Genomic DNA, 17,099 nt, shown 5'->3' on the forward strand with positions numbered 1-17,099 from the left:
CTCCCCCACCTGCGGTGGGAGGCTTCGGCGATGGAAGAGGTCTCCGTCGCCGTCCGCGGCATCTCCCTCAACGTTCTGGTCGACGGCCCGGCCGATGGCACTCCGGTGCTGCTCGTGCACGGTAACTGTTCGTCCGCCGCCTTCTGGCGGCCACTTCTGCGGCATCTGCCGCCCACGCTGCGGATCGTCGCCCCGGACCTGCGCGGTTACGGGAATTCCGACACCGCTCCGGTCGACGCCACCCGCGGCCTGCGCGACTTTGCCGATGACATCGCAGAATTACTGGATAAATCTGATCTGTTCGGCGGAAGCGACAAGGTCATCGTCGCCGCCCACTCGATGGGCTGCGGCGTCGCGATGCAACTGCTCGTCGATCATCCGGCCAGGATCAAGGCACTGCTGCTGGAAGCGCCGCTCAGCCCGTACGGCTTCGGTGGCACCCGGGACCTCGACGGCACCCCGTTGCCGAACTTCGCCGGCACCGGAGGGGGCGGCGCGAATCCCGACTTCGTGCAGCGCATTCTCGCCGGTGACCGCAGCGACGACAGCCCGACCAGCCCGCTCACCGTGCTGCGCAGCGCCTACGTGGCCGACCCGGCCAGCCTCGGCGAGGATGAGCAGCTGCTGCTCGACACCGTGCTGAGCACGGCGATCGGCGACGACAACTACCCGGGCGACAGCAAGCCGACCGACACCTGGCCGGGCATCGCGCCGGGCGACCGGGGCGTGCTCAACACGATGGCGCCGAACCACTTCAACGTGGCCGAGGCGCTGGTGAACGTGCCGGACAAGCCGCCGATCACCTGGGTGCGCGGCGACCGGGACGCGATCGTCTCGGACACCTCGTTCTTCGACCTCGCCTATCTGGGCAAGATCGGCGCGGTGCCGGGGTGGCCGGGGGACGACGTGGCGCCGCCGCAGCCGATGGTCGGGCAGACCCGGGCGGTGTTCGAGCGCTATGGGCCGTACACCGAGGTGGTCTATGAGAACTGCGGGCACTCGCCGCACGTGGAGCGACCCACCGAGGTGGCCGCGGAGCTGCTGAAGTTGATCTAGATCTGGCGGTCCCGGCCGGCGTAGACGCCGGCGATCAGCTGCGGGACCATCAGGAAGATCATCAGGGCCAGGGGTACCCGCCAGCCACCGGTGTGGTCGTGCAGCAGGCCGATCAGGATCGGGCCGGGGATGGCCAGCAGGTACCCCACGCTCTGGGCGAACGCGGACAGCTTCACCACCGTCGCCGGTGAGCTGCCGCGCAGCCCGATCATGGTCAGGACCAGCGGGAACGCGGTGTTGACGATGCCCAGCAGCACCACCCACAGCCAGGGCGCGGCGGCCGGGTCCCACCACAGGCCGGCGTAACCGGCGATGCCGAAGAGCGCCAGGGTCGCGGCGATCGCGCTCTGACTGCGCACCCGGCCGGCCACCGCGGACAGCACCAGGCCCAGCGGCACGCCGAGCAGGGACGTGGTGGCGAACAGCAGGCCGGCCTCATCGGCCGAGAGACCGGCGTCGCGGTAGATCTGCGGGAGCCAGCCGATGATCACGTACGCCGAGGTGGACTGCATCCCGAAGTAGACGGCCAGGGCCCAGGCGACCGGGTGCCGGCTCACCCGTACGGCCGCCTCGGCCTTGGTCGGCGGAACGCCGGTTGCCCTTTCCCGCACCAGCGGGAGCCAGGCCGGCAGCGCGACCACCGCCAGCAGTGCCCAGCAGGCCAGACCCAGCTGCCAGCTGCCGCCGAAGGCGTGCGTGAGCGGAACCGTCGTGGCGGCCGCGAGGGTGGCGCCGAGGTTGAGCGCGACCGTGTAGAGGCCGGTCATCGTGCCGACCTGGGTCGGGAACCACTGCTTGACGATCATCGGCAGGAGCACGTTGACGACCGCGATGCCGGCCAGCGACACCAGGCTGAGCAGCAGGAACAGGGCGACGCCGGGCGCGTAGGGGCGCAGTGCGAGGCCGATCGCGAGCACGGCCAGGCCGACGATGATGACGCGATTGGCGCCGAAGCGCCGGGCCAGGCGGGGCGCGGCCAGGCCGACCGTGGCGAAGCAGAAGACGGGTACGGACGTGAGCAGCCCGGCGACCGTCGAGCTCATGCCGAGACCTTCGCGGATCTCGTGCAGCACCGGGCCGACGCTGGTCACCGCGAGCCGCAGGTTGACCGCCGCGAGCAGGAGCGCGGTCACCGCGATCAGCCGTTGGCGGGGCGCGGAAACGGTCAGCTGCTGATCGGCGGTCACCACTTACACATCATCGGTGTTACCCGGCCGGAACGCGCGGCCGAGTGCCCGCGATCACGCCTCCTGCTCGCGCTCCACCTGCTGGTTCCACTCCCGCTTGGTGCCCTGCCAGCCGTCCTCGTTCATGCCGCGGCGCCAGTAGCCGGAGATCGACAGCTGGTCGAGCGGGATGGCGCACTCCTTGCGCAGGAAGGCCCGCGCGTCCTTCACGAAGTTGGCCTCGCCGTGCACGAACGCGTGCACCTTTCCGGGCGGGAACTCGGCCGCGCGGACGGTCTCGGCCAGCAGCTCGCCGACCGGGCGCGCGCCGCGGTGCAGCCAGACGACGTCGACGTCGGTCTCGATCTTCTGTTCCTCGTCGGGGCCTTCGATCTCGACATATGCCCGGACGGTCGCGCCCGGCGGCATCCGCTCGAGGGCCGCCGAGATCGCCGGCAGGGCGCTCTCGTCGCCGGCCAGCAGGTGCCAGTCGGCATCGGGGCTCGGGGCGTAGCCGCCGCCGGGGCCCATGAACAGGAACCGGTCACCCGGCTTGGCGCCGGCCGCCCACGGGCCGGCGATGCCCTCGTCGCCGTGCACCACGAAGTCGATCCACATCTCCGGGATCTCGGGCAGCCAGCGGCGGATCGTGTAGGTCCGGGTCACCGGCCACGCCTCGCGCGGCATCGTCTCGCGGACCACGCCGGCGTCGAACGGCTCCGGGTAGTCGAAACCGGGCGGCAGGAACAACGCTTTCACGTAGTGATCGGTGCAGGAGCCCGCCTCGATCGCGCGCAGCCCCTCGCCGCCGACGACCACCCGGACCATGTGCGGGGTGAGCTGCTCCACGCGGGTGACGACCGCCTGATGGGCGGGTCGCGCCGGCCTGTTCGGCATGCTTTTCCTCTTCCGCTCGTATTCGCTGGTAAGGCTACCCTCACTCCTTCCGATCTCGCACACACGGCAAAGCGGCCCGGTCGGTTTCGACCGGGCCGCTCTCGTGGATCCGTTACTGCCAGGTGGTACCCGGGCGGCGGCGCCGGGTCAGCGCCATCACCGAGAGACCGATCAGCATCAGGACGACCGCGCCGCCCAGGAAGGCGACGGTGTTGCTGCCGGTCAGGGCCAGCACGCCGCTCTTCTGCTCCTGCGTGGTCTTCGCGGCGACCTGGTCGATCGTCGGCGGCTCCTCGCCCGAGTTCAGCTGGCCGTCGTCGTTCGAGTAGGTGTAGTCGCCGGCCGCGGCCGCCTCGGTGCTCTTGCTCGCCTTCGGCTTCGCCGGGGCGGTCGCCGTCGGCTCCGCCTCCGTCTCCTCCGCCGAGTCGCTCTCGCTCTCGGTGGCGTCGCTCTCGCTGCTTTCCGTCGTACGGGTGGAAGCCGGCTTGACGGTCTTCGTCTCGGTCGGCTTGGTCTTCGGCGTGCTCGCCGGCTTGACCGTGGTGGTGGTCGGGTTCGGCGTGAAGTCGTCCTTCACCGTCGCCTTGGTGGTGCTCCCGTTCGTGGGGGCCTTGGTCGTGGGCGCGGTGGTCGGGGACACCGTGGTGTTGGTGTTGTTCCCGCCGTTGTTGTTGCCGCCCTGCTGACCGCCGTTGTTGCCACCGTTGTTCTGGCCGCCGCCGTTGTTGCCGCCGCCGTTGTTGTTCCCGCCCTGCTGGCCGCCGTTGTTTCCGCCCTGCTGGCCGCCGTTGTTGCCGCCCTGCTGGCCGCCGCCGTTCGCGGTGACCCGGATGCGGACGGCGTCGATGGCCGGGGTCTCGTTGGCGCGCTCCATCATCGGCACGCGGTGCGAACCGTCACCGGCCCACGACGCGCACTGCGCGGTGCCCTCCTGCGGCAGGCCCGGCACCTGGATGGTCACCGTGTCGGGGGCCTTGCCGCCCTTCTTGTCCTCGGTGGCCACGAAGAACGCGGGCACCGGCGACGGGTCCGGGGCTTCCCGGGTGGAGGTGAGCATGCGGCACGCGGTGTGGAAGTGGCCGCGCTCGATGCCGTTCTGCAGGACCGAGCTCTCCACGTAGTAACCGCCCGCGCCGGCCGCGAGGAAGCGGTCGCGGATCAGGTTGCGAGTGCTGACCTTGAGCGTGAAGGGCGTGTTGACGTTGACCGTCCGCGGCGACTCGGTGATCAGCAGCGACGAGTTGTTGGCCGCCGAGCTGACCTCACCGAACTCGGTGGAGACGCAGCGGTCGCCCTTCTGGAAGCCGTCGTGCGGCGTGAGCTTGGAGTCCTTGCAGGTGTCGGTGAGGATCACCTGGCCGTTGACCACCTTGCCGGCGCCGCTGCCCTCGGGCACGTCGTTCTCGGCGGCACTGGAGAGTGTGGTGAACGCGACGACCGCGCCCAGTGCGGCGACCACCGCGCCGACCGCGAGGAGCCGCCGGTTGGCGCCGGTTGGCGCGGCAGCACGGCGATAAGCCGACCTACGCATGCGCGTTACCTCTTTTTCGAAGAATCTGCCCGGTTCCCTGACAACCGGCTCCCAGACGGTAAGAGGCATCCCGCGAAATAGCAATTAAGGAAGCGAATTTGATGGATTCTTGGCCCAATCTTAAAGAAAAGATATGGGAGGGGATTCGAACCCCGAGCATCCTCCGAACGGACGATGCTCGGAGTTCAACAAGATCACGATGAATTTCTCTGACCTGCGGAGATAGAAGTTGATCTCCGTGGGGTGCTCGCGGGGTGGCGCCGCCCCAGAAATGTAAACCATCCGCGACCCGGTGAAGCTGGGAAGTAGCTATGAGTGTTAATTGCCGGGCCATTTTCCGCGGGCGATATAAGTGTCCCGCAGGGCTGGCAGGTCGTCGGTCATGATGCCGTCGACGCCCAGATCGAGGAGGCGGTCGATCTCGGCCGGGGAGTCGACCGTCCACACGTGCACCTGCAACCCGGAGCGATGACAGCAGCGGACGAACCGGCGGTCCACCACCGGGAAACGGCCGTGGCTGACCGGCACCTGGGCCGCGACCACCGAGGCCGGCGTGCGCATCCGGCCGCCGTACAGCGAGACCAGCCGGAGGCGGGCCACCCCGCGCATGCCCAGCGATGTGGCCACGTCCGGCCCGGCCAGGCGGCGCAACGTGGCGAGGCGGGCGTCGCTGAACGAGGCCAGCAGGACCCGCGACGACGCGCCGGCCCGGCGGATCGTCTCCACCGTAGGCGTGGCGCCGGTGTCGGCCTTGACGTCGATGTTGAAGCGGACCTCCGGCCAGGCCGCCAGGATCTCGTCGAGGCGCGGGATCGCGGCGGCGCCGGCCACCCGGATCGTGGCGAGGTCGGCCCAGCGCAGGTCACCGATGCGACCGGTGTGCTCGGTGAGCCGGGTCAGGGTGCGATCGTGGAAGATCACCGGCACGCCGTCCGCGGTGGCGTGGACGTCGGTCTCGACGTACCGGTAGCCGAGCTGCACGGCCCGCTCGAATGCCTCCGCCGTGTTCTCGTCGCCGGTCGCGGCGCCACCCCGGTGCGCGAACGCCAGCGGGGCCGGTCCGTCCAGGTACGGATGCACCACCGGATTCTACGATCGCGATCTTGAAAAGACGCGTTTGTTGCACAGAGGTAAAAGTCCGTCGATCTCATTGACCATCTTCCGGGCGCCTGACAATCCTGTGATCACGGCGCGGGGAAGGTGGCTCAAGCTGGACACGAGCGAGTTCGACGTGGTCATCGTCGGGGGCGGAACGGCCGGTTCGGTCGTGGCCTCCCGGGTGTCGGCCGACCCGGCAGTGCGGGTGTGCCTCATCGAGGGCGGCCCTTCCGACGTGGGTGACCAGCGGGTCCTGCAGTTACGGAACTGGCTGAACCTGCTGGAGACCGAGTTCGACTACGACTATCCGATCGTCGAGCAGCCGCGCGGAAACTCGCACCTGCGGCACTCGCGGGCGAAGGTGCTCGGCGGCTGTTCCTCACACAACACGATGATCAGCTTCCTGCCCCCGCCCGGTGACTTCGCCGACTGGGTGGCGGCCGGCGCGACCGGCTGGTCCTACGACGAGATGCTGCCGTACTGGAAACGCCTCGCCGTCAACATCACCCCGGTGGCCCCGGCCGACCGCAACCCGATCACCGCCGACTTCGTGGCCGCCTGCCACACCGCGCTGGGCGTGCCGGTAGTCGACGACTTCAACGCGGCGCCGTTCGCCGACGGCACCGGCTTCTTCCCGGTCGGCTACCACCCGGAGACCGGCGTCCGCTCCTCCGCCTCGGTGTCCTACCTGCACCCGCACCTCGACCGCCCCAACCTCACGATCATGACCGACACCTGGGCGTTCCATCTCGACCCGGAGGCCGGCGTCACGGTCCGGCAGGGCGACCAGATCAAAATCATCAAGGCCACCCACGAGTACGTCCTGAGCGCCGGCGCCATCGACACCCCTCGCCTGCTGCTGTTGTCGGGCATCGGGCCGGCCGCCGACCTGGAACGCCTCGGCATCGCGGTGCGGGCCGACCTGCCCGGCGTCGGCGAGAACCTGCTCGACCACCCGGAGTCGCTGATCCTGTGGGAGGCGAGCCGGCCCATCCCGCCGATGTCGGCGATGGACTCCGACGCCGGCCTGTTCGTGCGGCGCGACCCCGCCGCCGAACGCCCCGACCTGATGTTCCACCTTTACCAGATCCCGTTCACGGTCAACACCGAACGGCTCGGCTACGACGTGCCCGAGCACGGCTTCGGGATGACCCCGAACGTGCCCCGCCCGCACAGCGTGGGCCGGCTGACCCTGGCCGCCGCCGACCCGGCGACCAAGCCGCTGCTGGACTTCCGCTACTTCACCGACCCCGACGGATACGACGAGCGGACCATCGTGGACGGCCTGCGGCTGGCCCGTGAGGTCGCCGCCACCGAACCGTTCGCCTCCTGGATCGCCCGGGAGATCGCCCCCGGCCCGGCGATCCGCACCGACGAGGAACTCTCCGCCTACGGCCGGGCCGTGCACCACACGGTCTTCCACCCGGCCGGCACCTGCCGGATGGGCGCCGAGTCGGACGAACTGGCCGTGGTCGACCCGTCGCTGCGGTTGCGCGGGTTCCCCAACGTCCGCATCGCCGACGCGTCGGTCTTCCCGACGATGCTCACGGTCAATCCGATGGTGGCGGTCTTCCTGGTCGGGGAGCGGGCCGCCGACCTGATAAGTGCCGATCTCTAGTTCCGGGGAGGGCCCGTGACGTCCACGATCACCGTCGAGCATCTGTGGAAAGTCTTCGGCCCCAAGCCGGAGCGGGTGGTCGGCACCGAGCTGGCCGATCTGCCGCGCGCCGAGCTGCGCGCCCGCACGGGTTGCCTGGCCGCGGTGCGGGACGTCAGCTTCGCGGTCGAGGCCGGCGAGGTCTTCGTGGTGATGGGCCTGTCCGGCAGCGGCAAGTCGACGCTGGTCCGCTGCCTCACCCGCCTGATCGAACCGACCAGCGGCGAGATCAGCATCGACGGCGAGGCGGTCCGGGCGATGAACGCCCGCCGGCTGCGCGACCTGCGCCGGCACCGGGTGGCGATGGTCTTCCAGCACTTCGGCCTGCTGCCGCACCGCTCGGTGCTGGACAACGTCGCCTACGGCCTGGAGATCCAGGGCCTGGGGCGGGCGGAACGACACCGCCGGGCCGGCGAGATGCTCACCCTGGTCGGCCTGGACGGCCACGAGAACCAGTACCCCGAGCAGCTCTCCGGCGGTATGCAGCAGCGGGTGGGCCTGGCCCGCGCGCTCGCCATCGACCCGGCGGTGCTGCTGTTCGACGAGCCGTTCAGCGCGCTGGACCCGCTGATCCGCCGCGACATGCAGACCGAGGTGCGCCGCCTGCACGCCGAGGTGGGCAAGACGCTGGTCTTCATCACCCACGACCTGGCCGAGGCCCTGACTCTGGGCGACCGGATAGCGGTCCTGCGCGACGGCGACGTGGTCCAGATCGGAACCCCGGAGGACCTGGTAGGCGCCCCCGCCGACGACTATGTGGCCGACTTCGTCCGCGACGTGCCCCGCTCCGACGTGTTGACCCTGCGCTGGATCATGCGAGACCCGCTCGACGGCGAGACCTGCGAGGACCAGCCGCTGCCGGCCACCACGGTGATCCGCGACGCGGTCCCCCGAATCCTGCGCGCGAAGCTCCCGGTCCAGGTGGTCGACGGCGACCGCCCGGTAGGCGTAGTCGACGCCGACCGCCTGCTCCCCGCCTTGATCAGCCACCACCGCCAGGTCCCGGCATGACCTCCGCGCAGCGTCTGTCTCCCGCGCAGCGTTCGCCGGGAGAGAGGCGCGTGGTCGCGGCTGGTCCGGCCGGTTGGCGAGGTCGGCCGTGACCGCGACCGCTACCCCGCCCACCATTCAGCCTGATGGCCGGGTGGTGGCCGTGGCGGGGGAGGGGGCGGCGCCGTGGCGGCGTGGGCTTACCCGGCGGCGGGTGCTCTGGGTTGTGTTGATTGCCGCGACCGTGGGGGCCTATCTCGGGTTTCGCACCGGTGGGGCCGCGGACTCGGACGACGCGGCGGCGTTTCGGTTCTTCACCGACGTGCGCAACTGGGTGGACGAGAACCGGGACACCAGCCCGCTCTTCCTCTACGGGTTCAACTATCTGCGGCTGGGAGTGCGGCTGCTGGTCGACGCGGTGCAGGCGGGCCTCTACGGACTCGGTTTCGCGGGGCTGGTCGCGGCGGCCGGCGCGGTCGCGCTGGTGCTGGCCGGCTGGCGGACGGCCCTGGTCGCGGTGGGTGGGTTTCTGGCGTTCGGCTTTCTCGGGCTCTGGGCGGAGAGTGTCGACACGCTGGTGCTGACCACTTCGGCGGTGCTGCTGGCGGTGGTGATCGGGGTGCCGATCGGGGTGCTCGCGGCCCGGGTGAACTGGGTGAGCGCGATCCTGCGACCGGTGCTCGACGTCATGCAGATCATGCCGACCTTCGCCTACCTCGCGCCGATGACGCTGCTCTTCCTGATCGGTGAGCCGGCTGCGGTGATCGCGACCCTGATCTACGCGGTGCCGGCCACCATCCGGATCACCGAGCTCGGCATCCGCGAGGTCTCGCCGACCACCGTGGAGGCCGCCACCGCGCTCGGCTCGACAAGCCGGCAACTGCTCACCAAGGTGCGACTGCCGATGGCCCGGCCGACCATCGTGCTCGCCGTCAATCAGACGATCATGATGGCGCTGTCCATGGTGGTCATCACCGCCCTGATCGACGCACCCGGCCTCGGCCAGAACATCATCCGCGCCCTCGAACGGGTCAACGTCGGCGCCGCCTTCGACGCCGGCCTGGCCATCGTGATCATGGCCGTCGTGCTGGACCGCATCACCACCGGCGCAGCCCGCCGCAGGCCCGCCGCGCCCGCCCGGCACCAACGGCCCACAGCGGCCAACGGGGTTGAGCGAGTCGGGGCGGGGCGGCGGGATCGGTGGCGCGCGGCGGGCGGCCGGAATCGGTGGGCTGTCGCGGCGGGGACGCTGGTTGTCGTGGTGGTGCTGGCGGTGCTGCCGATCTCGGAAGACCTGCCGCATTTTTCGTTCGCGGTGCCGGTCAATGAGCTCACCGGGTGGATCGAGCTGCACTGGTATGACGGGACCGAGTGGGTCAAGAACGTGGTCAGTGCTGGGCTGCTGGATCCGCTGGAGGGTGTGCTCACCAGCACGCCGTGGTGGCTCTTCGTGCTGGTGGTGGCGGGTTTCGGGACCATGGCCAGCGGGGTGCGGGCGGCCGTGATCGCCGCGCTGGCCGCCGCCGGGATCGCCGGGCTCGGGCTGTGGCAGCACGCTATGCAGACGCTCGCCACCGTGCTGGTCACCATCGTGCTGACGATGGCGGTCGGGATCGTGCTGGGGGTCTGGTCGGCCCGGCACGACTGGTTCGCTGCGGGGCTGCGGCCGGTGCTGGACGCCGCGCAGACCATGCCGTCCTTCGTCTATTTGCTGCCGGCCCTGGCGCTCTTCGGGGCCAGCCGGTTCACCGCGATCGTGGCCGGTTTCGTCTATGCCTTCCCGCCGGTGGTGCGGCTCGTCGACCGGGGGCTGCGGGACGTGCCGGCCGCCGTGGTCGAGGCCGCGGTCTCGGCCGGCTCGACCCCGCGGCAGCTGCTCTGGAAGGTGCAGTTGCCGATGGCCCGCGGCGGTCTGCTGCTCGCCGCGAACCAGGGAATCGTCATGGTCCTGGCGATGGTCGTCCTGGGTGGCCTGGTCGGTGCGGGCGCCCTCGGTTACGACGTGGTCGCCGGTTTCTCCCAGCGTGAGGACTTCGGCAAGGGCCTCGCGGCCGGTTTCGCCATCGTCCTGCTCGGCATCCTGCTCGACCGTCTCACCCAGGGTTTCCACCACGCGAAGGGACCTCGCTAGATGATGAGATTGCGGACAGTCGCCTCGGCGGCTCTGATTTTGAGCCTGACCGCCTGCGGGGGTGCCACCTCCGGCGCCGGGGAGTCGACGCCGAGCGCCGGCGCGAAGGGAACCGTCAAGCTGGCGGTCAATCCATGGGTCGGTTACGAGTCCGACGCGGCCGTCGTCGGTTACCTGCTGGAGAAGAAGCTCGGTTACACGGTGGAGAAGAAGGAGCTCAAGGAGGAGATCTCCTGGCAGGGCTTCGAGACCGGTGAGGTCGACGCGATCCTGGAGAACTGGGGTCACGCCGATCTGAAGAAGACCTACATCGAGCAGAAGAAGGTCGCGGTGGAGGCCGGTTCGACCGGCAACACGGGCGTCATCGGCTGGTATGTGCCGCAGTGGATGGCCGATCAATACCCGGACATCACCGACTACAAGAACCTCAACAAGTACGCCGGTCTCTTCAAGACCTCGGAGTCCAAGGGCAAGGGGCAGCTGCTCGGCGGCGATCCGTCCTACGTCACCAACGACGTGGCGCTGATCAACAACCTGAAGCTGGATTACACCGTGGTCTTCTCCGGCAGCGAGGCGGCGATCATCAAGGCGGCCCAGCAGGCCGGCGCGCAGAAGAAGCCGTTGCTCTTCTACTTCTACGAACCGCAGTGGCTGTTCGCCCAGGAGAAGTTCGCCCGGATCAAGCTGCCGCCGTACACCGCCGGGTGTGACGCCGACCCCAAGAAGGTGGCCTGTGATTACCCCGATTACGACCTCGACAAGATCGTCAGCAAGAAGTTCGCGGACGCCAACAGCACCGCTTACCAGCTGATCAAGAACTTCAAGTGGACCAACGACGACCAGAACCTCGTCTCGGATTACCTCACCAACCAGGGCATGAGCGCCGACCAGGCGGCCGAGAAGTGGGTGAACGAGCACGAGGCCACCTGGAAGCCGTGGATCCCGGCCGGGAGCTGAGCGATGCCCGGACCCAAGGTCGTGATCATCGGAGCCGGCATCGTCGGCTGCGCGCTCGCCGATGAGCTGACCGTGCGCGGGTGGACCGATGTCACCGTGCTGGAGCGGGGCCCGCTGTTCGTGACCGGCGGGTCCAGCTCGCACGCGCCGGGCCTGGTCTTCCAGACCAACCCGTCGCGCACGATGGCGCGCATGGCGCAATACACCGTCGGGAAGCTGGCCGAGCTGGACTGTTTCCGCTCGGTCGGCAGCCTCGAGGTGGCCACCACCCCGGAGCGGCTGGCCGAGCTGCACCGCCGTTTCGGTTACGGCCAGTCGTGGGGGATCGGCTCGGCGGTGCTCGACCCGGCCGAGTGCATGAAGCTTTTCCCGATGCTGGCCCGAAACCGGGTGCTCGGTGGCCTGCACGTGCCCACGGACGGTCTGGCGCTCGCGGTGAAAGCCTGCGAGTTCCAGGCCGCCCGGGCGGTGGCCCGCGGTGCCCGCTTCGTCGGCGGCGCCGAGGTCGTGGAGATCCTGCGGATGGGCGACCGGGTGGTCGGCGCGCGCACCACCGGCGGGGATTACCCGGCCGAGATCGTGGTGAGCTGCGCCGGTTTCTGGGGGCCGCGGATCGGCGAGCTGGCCGGGGTGCCGATCCCGCTGCTGCCGATGGCCCACCAATATGTGCGCACCGGCCCGGTGGGGGCGGCCGACGACCTGCCGATCCTGCGCCACCAGGACCGTGACCTGTATTTCCGGGCACACGGCGACACCCTCGGCATCGGTTCCTACCTGCACGAACCGATGCCGGTGGACCTCGACGATCTGCCCGGCGGCGAACACCCGTCGATGATGGCGTTCACCCCCGACACTTTTGCCGAGTCCTGGACGGCGGCCGGAGACCTTCTGCCCGTTCTGCGCGATGCCGAACGAACGGACGGCTTCAACGGCGTCTTCTCGTTCACGGCCGACGGCTTCCCGCTGCTCGGCGAGTCCCGCGAGCTGCGGGGCTTCTGGACGGCCGAGGCCATCTGGGTCACCCACTCGGCCGGCGCGGCGAAGGCCGTCGCGGAGTGGATGGTCACCGGCCGCCCGGAGACCGACCTGCACGAATGCGACCTCAACCGGTTCGACCCGGCCCAGCTCGCGCCGCGGTACGTGCGCGAACGGTCGATCCGCAGCTTCGTCGAGGTCTACGACATCATCCATCCGCTCGACCCGCCGTCCGTCCGCGAGCTGCGGGTGAGCCCGTTTCATGAACGGCAGAAGGAGTTGGGCGCGGTCTTCGGCGAGGCCGCCGGCTGGGAGAGGCCACTCTGGTACGCGAGCAACCCGGAGGGCGAGAGCCGCCGCGACGACTGGTCGGCACGACACTGGTCGGCCCGGGCCGCGACCGAGGCCCGCCTGACCCGCGAGGACGTCGCCCTCTACGACATGACCCCGCTGACCCGTCTGGAGATAATCGGCCCGGTCGACTTCCTCCAGGGCTTGACCAGCGGAAACGTCGACCGTCCGGTCGGCACCGTGGTCTACACGCTGCTGCTTGACCAGGCCGGCGGCATCCGCAGCGACATCACCGTGGCCCGCCTCGGCGAGCATCGCTTCCAGGTCGGCGTCAACGGCCCGCTCGACCTGGACTGGCTGCTCCGGCACGCCCCGGCCAACGTCACGGTCCGTGACATCACCGGCGGCACCTGCGGCGTCGGCCTCTGGGGCCCGAAGGCCCGCGAGGTGGTAGAGAAACTCACCGACATCGATGTGACAAATGCAGCGTTCCGCTACTTCCAGTGCCGCGAGGGCTTTGTCGGTCCGGTCCCGGTGGTCATGCTGCGTTTGTCGTACGTCGGTGAGCTGGGCTGGGAGATCTACACCCGAGCCGATCACGGCCTCAAGCTGTGGGACACGCTGTGGCAGGCCGGCCGCGACCACGGGCTGATCGCCGCCGGCCGGCACGCCTTCACCAGCCTGCGCCTGGAGAAGGGCTACCGCGCCTGGGGCGTCGACATGACCACCGAGGACGACCCGTGGCAGGCGGGCCTGGCCTTCGCCGTCAGCGAAGAGGTCAGCGGAGAGGTCAGCGGGGGCAGGCGGGAACCGGTGGATCGGAAGCTGACCTGCCTGGTGCTGGCCGACCCGGAGGCGGTGCCGATGGGTCGCGAGCCGGTCTACCTCGACGGGCAACCGGTCGGTCAGGTCACGAGCGCGGCCTTCGGTCACACGATCGGCGCGCCGATCGCCTACGCCTGGCTACCGGTCAGGGACCCGGGAACCGAGGTCGAGATCGGCTACTTCGACCGGCGGCTGCGGGCCACCGTGACCGCCGAGCCGCTGTTCGATCCACAGCACGAAAGACTGCGCCGGTAAGGAGCACCAGTTGTCCGCGTACGAGGTAATTGTCGTTGGTCTTGGTGGCATGGGCAGTGCCACCGCCCTGCAGCTCGCCGCCCGTGGCACCAGTGTGCTCGGCCTGGAGAAATACGGCCCGGCGCACGACCGCGGCGCCAGTCACGGCGGTTCCCGGATCACCCGGCAGTCGTATTTCGAGAGCCCCGAGTACGTCCCGCTGCTGCTGCGCGCCTACGACCTGTTCGACCAGCTGGCGACCGACTCCGGCCGGGACGTGATCACCCTGACCGGCGGGCTGATGATCGGCCACCCGGACACGAAGACGGTGTCCGGCAGCCGGGCCAGCGCCGAGCAGTGGGGTCTCCAGCACGAGATCCTCGATGCCACCGAGATCCGCCGCCGCTTCCCGACCCTGGCGCCCAAACCCGACGAGATCGCCCTGTACGAGGCGAAGGCCGGCTTCGTCCGTCCCGAGGCGACCGTCGCGGCGAACCTGGAGCTGGCCGCGAAGAAGGGTGCCGACCTGCGCTTCCACGAGCCGATGACGAGCTGGGAGGCGGTCGGCGACGGGGTGCGGGTGACCACCGCGAAGGGCAGCTACACCGCCGGCCAGCTGGTGATCACGCCCGGGCCGTGGGCGCCGGAGCTGCTGGCCGACCTGGGCGTGCCGTTCTCGATCGAACGGCTGGTGCAGTTCTGGTTCCACCCGCGCGGCGGGGTGAGCCCGTTCCTGCCGGACCGGCACCCGATCTACATCTGGGAGGACGTGAGCGGCGATCAGATCTACGGCTTCCCGGCGATCGACGGTCCGGACGGCGGCGCCAAGATCGCCTTCTTCCGGCGGGGGACGCCGACCACGCCGGACACCCTGGACACCGAGGTGCACCCGGACGAGATCGCCGAGATGGCCGACTACTGCGGGCAGCGGCTGCCGGACCTGCCCGGCGAGTTCCGGCGCGGGGAGCCGTGCATGTACACCACCACGCCGGACGAGCACTTCATCATCAGCCGCCATCCGGCCCACGAGTCGGTGACCGTGGCCTGCGGTTTCTCCGGGCACGGATTCAAGTTCGTGCCGGTCGTCGGCGAGATCGTGGCCGACCTCGCGACCTGCGGTTCGACCGTGCACCCGATCACCCTGTTCGATCCCCGCCGGCTGAGCGGAGCAAAACCATGACCTCGTCGCTGATCCCCACCCTGGCCGGTCACTACTACACCGATCCGTCGATCTTCGCGGCCGAGCAGGAACTGATCTTCGAGCAGATGTGGTTCTGTGCGGCGCGCGGCGAGGACATCGCGACGCCGGGCGCGTTCCGGACGGTCGACGTGGGCCGGGAGAGCCTGCTGATCACCCGGGCCGCCGACGGTGCCGCGCGCGCCTTCCTGAACGTCTGCCGGCACCGCGGCGCGAAACTGTGCGCCGAGCCCGAAGGCCAGGTGAAGCGCACGTTCCGCTGCATGTACCACGCCTGGGCGTACGACCTGGACGGCAAGCTGGTGGCCGCGCCCAACCTGGTGAAGATGCCGGACGTGGACCGGGTCGAGTACGGCTTGCGCGCGGTACACGTACGGGAATGGCTGGGTTATGTCTGGGTCTGTCTGGCCGAAAGGCCGCCGTCTTTCTCCGACGATGTGATGGGCGCCTGTGTGGAACGGCTCGGCGATCTCGACTCGATCGAACGGTACGGCCTGGAAGCGCTCACGGTGGGCCGCCGGATCAGGTACGACGTAAAGGCCAACTGGAAACTGATCATCGAAAACTTCATGGAGTGCTACCACTGCTCGACCATCCACCCGGAACTCGTGCACGTGCTGCCCGAGTTCGCCGGTGGCTACGCGGCGCAGTACTACGTGGGTCACGGCGCCGCGTTCGGCCGGGACGTGCAGGGCTTCACGGTGGACGGCAGCGCCGGGTTGCGGACGATCTCGACGATCGCCGAGGAGCAGGATCGCCGGTACTACGCGATCACCATCAAGCCGCAGGTCTTTGTCAACCTGGTGCCCGACCACGTGATCTTCCACCGGATGTACCCGCTCGCGGTGGACCGCACGATCGTCGAGTGTGACTGGCTGTACCTGCCCGAGGTGGTCGCGTCAGGAGCCGACCTGTCCCGCTCGGTGGAGCTGTTCGACCGGGTGAACCGGCAGGATTTCGAGGCCTGCGAGCGGTGCCAGCCGGGGATGAGTTCCCGGGCGTACGCCGATGGCGGGGTGCTGGTGCCGAGTGAGCATCACATCGCGGAGTTCCACCGGTGGGCGGAAGGCCGGATAAGTCCAATTCGAGGTAAATAACCGCGACTCGCTTACGCGGCTCTGCGCACTGTCCTACCTTAGGCCACGTCCAAGTGGGACAATTCATCCGAAATGGAGCGCAGAACCGTGTTCTTTTCACGTTCTTCGCGAGTCGCTCGCGGTGGCCTCGTGGCCGCACTCACCTTCTCGCTAGCGATCGCCACGGCGCCCGCCAACGCGTTCGGCGCCGACGACGACGCGCTGATCGACTACCCAACGTTCTCCGGCGCGTCCAAGACCCTCGACCGCAACGGCACCGCGGACATCATCACCTCGTCCGGCCACCTCCGGCAGCGGATCCTGCGCCTCAGCGCCGGCGGCTTCCGGCAGGCCGGTTCGGCCTGGGACACGCAGAAGATCGACCTGACCCGGTCGTTCGAGTCGACCTTCAAGGTCTACCTGCACCACGGACAGCCGGGTGCCGACGGCATCGCGTTCCTGGTGCAGTCCGAGGGCCCGCGCGCGCTCGGCGGCTGGGGCGGTGGCCTCGGCTACCGCGGCATCAAGAAGAGCGTCGCCGTCGAGTTCGACACGTTCCAGAACACGCCCGACCCGAACAGCAACCACCTCGCCGTGGTGCTGGGCGGCGACGCCGACACCCACCACAGCGTCGGTGAGCCGTCGATCCCGCTGTACGGGCGGCCGTTCCTGGCCCGGGTCAAGTACGAGGCCGACACCAACGACATCCGGGTGTACGTGAAATCGCTCCGGGCCGGTGCCGAGGAGCAGTTGGCGCTCAAGGACAACGTCGACCTGGCCGCCGAGGTCGGTGACTTCTCGGCCTGGGTCGGCTTCACCGCCGCGACCGGCAGTGCCCTGTCGAAGCAGGACATCTACTCATGGTCGGTCCAGGGCTCCGCAGGCTGACCCGAACCGACGACGCGCCGCCGGTGCCGCGGATCCCCGCGGTACCGGCCGTGCTGCCCGCACGTCATCGCACGACCGAGCCTTGGAGAACTGTCATGTCCACGGTCCCCTACGTTGAGCCATCGGCCG

13 protein-coding genes are annotated in these 17,099 nt (G+C 69.4%); 9 read left to right on the plus strand and 4 right to left on the minus strand.

All coding sequences use genetic code 11. The features are described 5' to 3' along the window. Window positions 1-30 precede the first annotated feature (30 nt). On the plus strand, window positions 31-1,056 hold the full coding sequence (locus tag Ato02nite_RS17210) for an alpha/beta fold hydrolase (RefSeq protein ID WP_213007546.1): 1,026 nt from the start codon (window positions 31-33) through the stop codon (window positions 1,054-1,056). On the opposite strand, the gene Ato02nite_RS17215 is transcribed toward Ato02nite_RS17210, so the two are convergent. From Ato02nite_RS17215 to Ato02nite_RS17230, 4 genes are all read right to left on the minus strand, one after another. Next, a complete protein-coding gene (locus Ato02nite_RS17215; protein ID WP_213007547.1) occupies window positions 1,053-2,246 on the minus strand; it encodes a CynX/NimT family MFS transporter in 1,194 nt (397 codons plus the stop codon). The genes Ato02nite_RS17210 and Ato02nite_RS17215 overlap by 4 nt on opposite strands. Before the next feature lie 51 nt (window positions 2,247-2,297). Further along, on the minus strand, window positions 2,298-3,119 hold the full coding sequence (locus Ato02nite_RS17220) for a siderophore-interacting protein (protein WP_213007548.1): 822 nt from the start codon (window positions 3,117-3,119) through the stop codon (window positions 2,298-2,300). 112 nt (window positions 3,120-3,231) lie between these two features. Beyond that, on the minus strand, window positions 3,232-4,650 hold the full coding sequence (locus Ato02nite_RS53280; RefSeq protein WP_213007549.1) for a hypothetical protein: 1,419 nt from the start codon (window positions 4,648-4,650) through the stop codon (window positions 3,232-3,234). 318 nt (window positions 4,651-4,968) lie between these two features. Next, window positions 4,969-5,730: a glycerophosphodiester phosphodiesterase family protein gene (locus Ato02nite_RS17230; protein ID WP_438873046.1), complete on the minus strand. Its 762-nt coding sequence runs from the start codon at window positions 5,728-5,730 to the stop codon at window positions 4,969-4,971. Window positions 5,731-5,830: 100 nt separating this feature from the next. On the opposite strand from Ato02nite_RS17230, the gene Ato02nite_RS17235 reads away from it, so the two are divergent. The 8 genes from Ato02nite_RS17235 (at window position 5,831) to Ato02nite_RS17270 (ending at window position 16,970) form a co-directional block, all read left to right on the plus strand. Continuing rightward, window positions 5,831-7,366 carry a GMC family oxidoreductase gene (locus Ato02nite_RS17235; RefSeq protein WP_246607095.1) on the plus strand — a complete coding sequence of 512 codons (1,536 nt, stop codon included), beginning with the start codon at window positions 5,831-5,833 and terminating at the stop codon, window positions 7,364-7,366. Window positions 7,367-7,381: 15 nt separating this feature from the next. Beyond that, a complete protein-coding gene (locus Ato02nite_RS17240) occupies window positions 7,382-8,416 on the plus strand; it encodes a quaternary amine ABC transporter ATP-binding protein (RefSeq protein WP_213007551.1) in 1,035 nt (344 codons plus the stop codon). An 88-nt stretch (window positions 8,417-8,504) separates the two neighbouring features. Beyond that, window positions 8,505-10,526, plus strand: coding sequence for an ABC transporter permease (locus tag Ato02nite_RS17245; RefSeq protein WP_246607097.1), 2,022 nt, complete (start codon window positions 8,505-8,507; stop codon window positions 10,524-10,526). 3 nt (window positions 10,527-10,529) lie between these two features. Beyond that, window positions 10,530-11,483 carry an ABC transporter substrate-binding protein gene (locus tag Ato02nite_RS17250; protein WP_246607099.1) on the plus strand — a complete coding sequence of 318 codons (954 nt, stop codon included), beginning with the start codon at window positions 10,530-10,532 and terminating at the stop codon, window positions 11,481-11,483. A gap of 3 nt (window positions 11,484-11,486) precedes the next feature. Further along, the gene (locus tag Ato02nite_RS17255) at window positions 11,487-13,829 is read left to right on the plus strand and encodes a GcvT family protein (protein WP_213007553.1); all 2,343 of its coding nucleotides are present in this window, start codon (window positions 11,487-11,489) and stop codon (window positions 13,827-13,829) included. Window positions 13,830-13,839: 10 nt separating this feature from the next. Further along, entirely contained in the window at window positions 13,840-14,988 is a 1,149-nt protein-coding gene (solA, locus tag Ato02nite_RS17260; protein ID WP_213007554.1) for an N-methyl-L-tryptophan oxidase, read from the plus strand. Then, window positions 14,985-16,103: an aromatic ring-hydroxylating oxygenase subunit alpha gene (locus Ato02nite_RS17265; protein WP_213007555.1), complete on the plus strand. Its 1,119-nt coding sequence runs from the start codon at window positions 14,985-14,987 to the stop codon at window positions 16,101-16,103. The genes solA and Ato02nite_RS17265 overlap by 4 nt, the downstream gene beginning before the upstream one ends. A gap of 129 nt (window positions 16,104-16,232) precedes the next feature. Continuing rightward, a complete protein-coding gene (locus Ato02nite_RS17270) occupies window positions 16,233-16,970 on the plus strand; it encodes an L-type lectin-domain containing protein (protein ID WP_213007556.1) in 738 nt (245 codons plus the stop codon). The last annotated feature ends 129 nt before the right edge of the window (window positions 16,971-17,099 follow it).

Origin of the sequence: Paractinoplanes toevensis (genome assembly GCF_018332695.1) — a bacterium.
GTDB lineage: Bacteria > Actinomycetota > Actinomycetes > Mycobacteriales > Micromonosporaceae > Actinoplanes > Actinoplanes toevensis.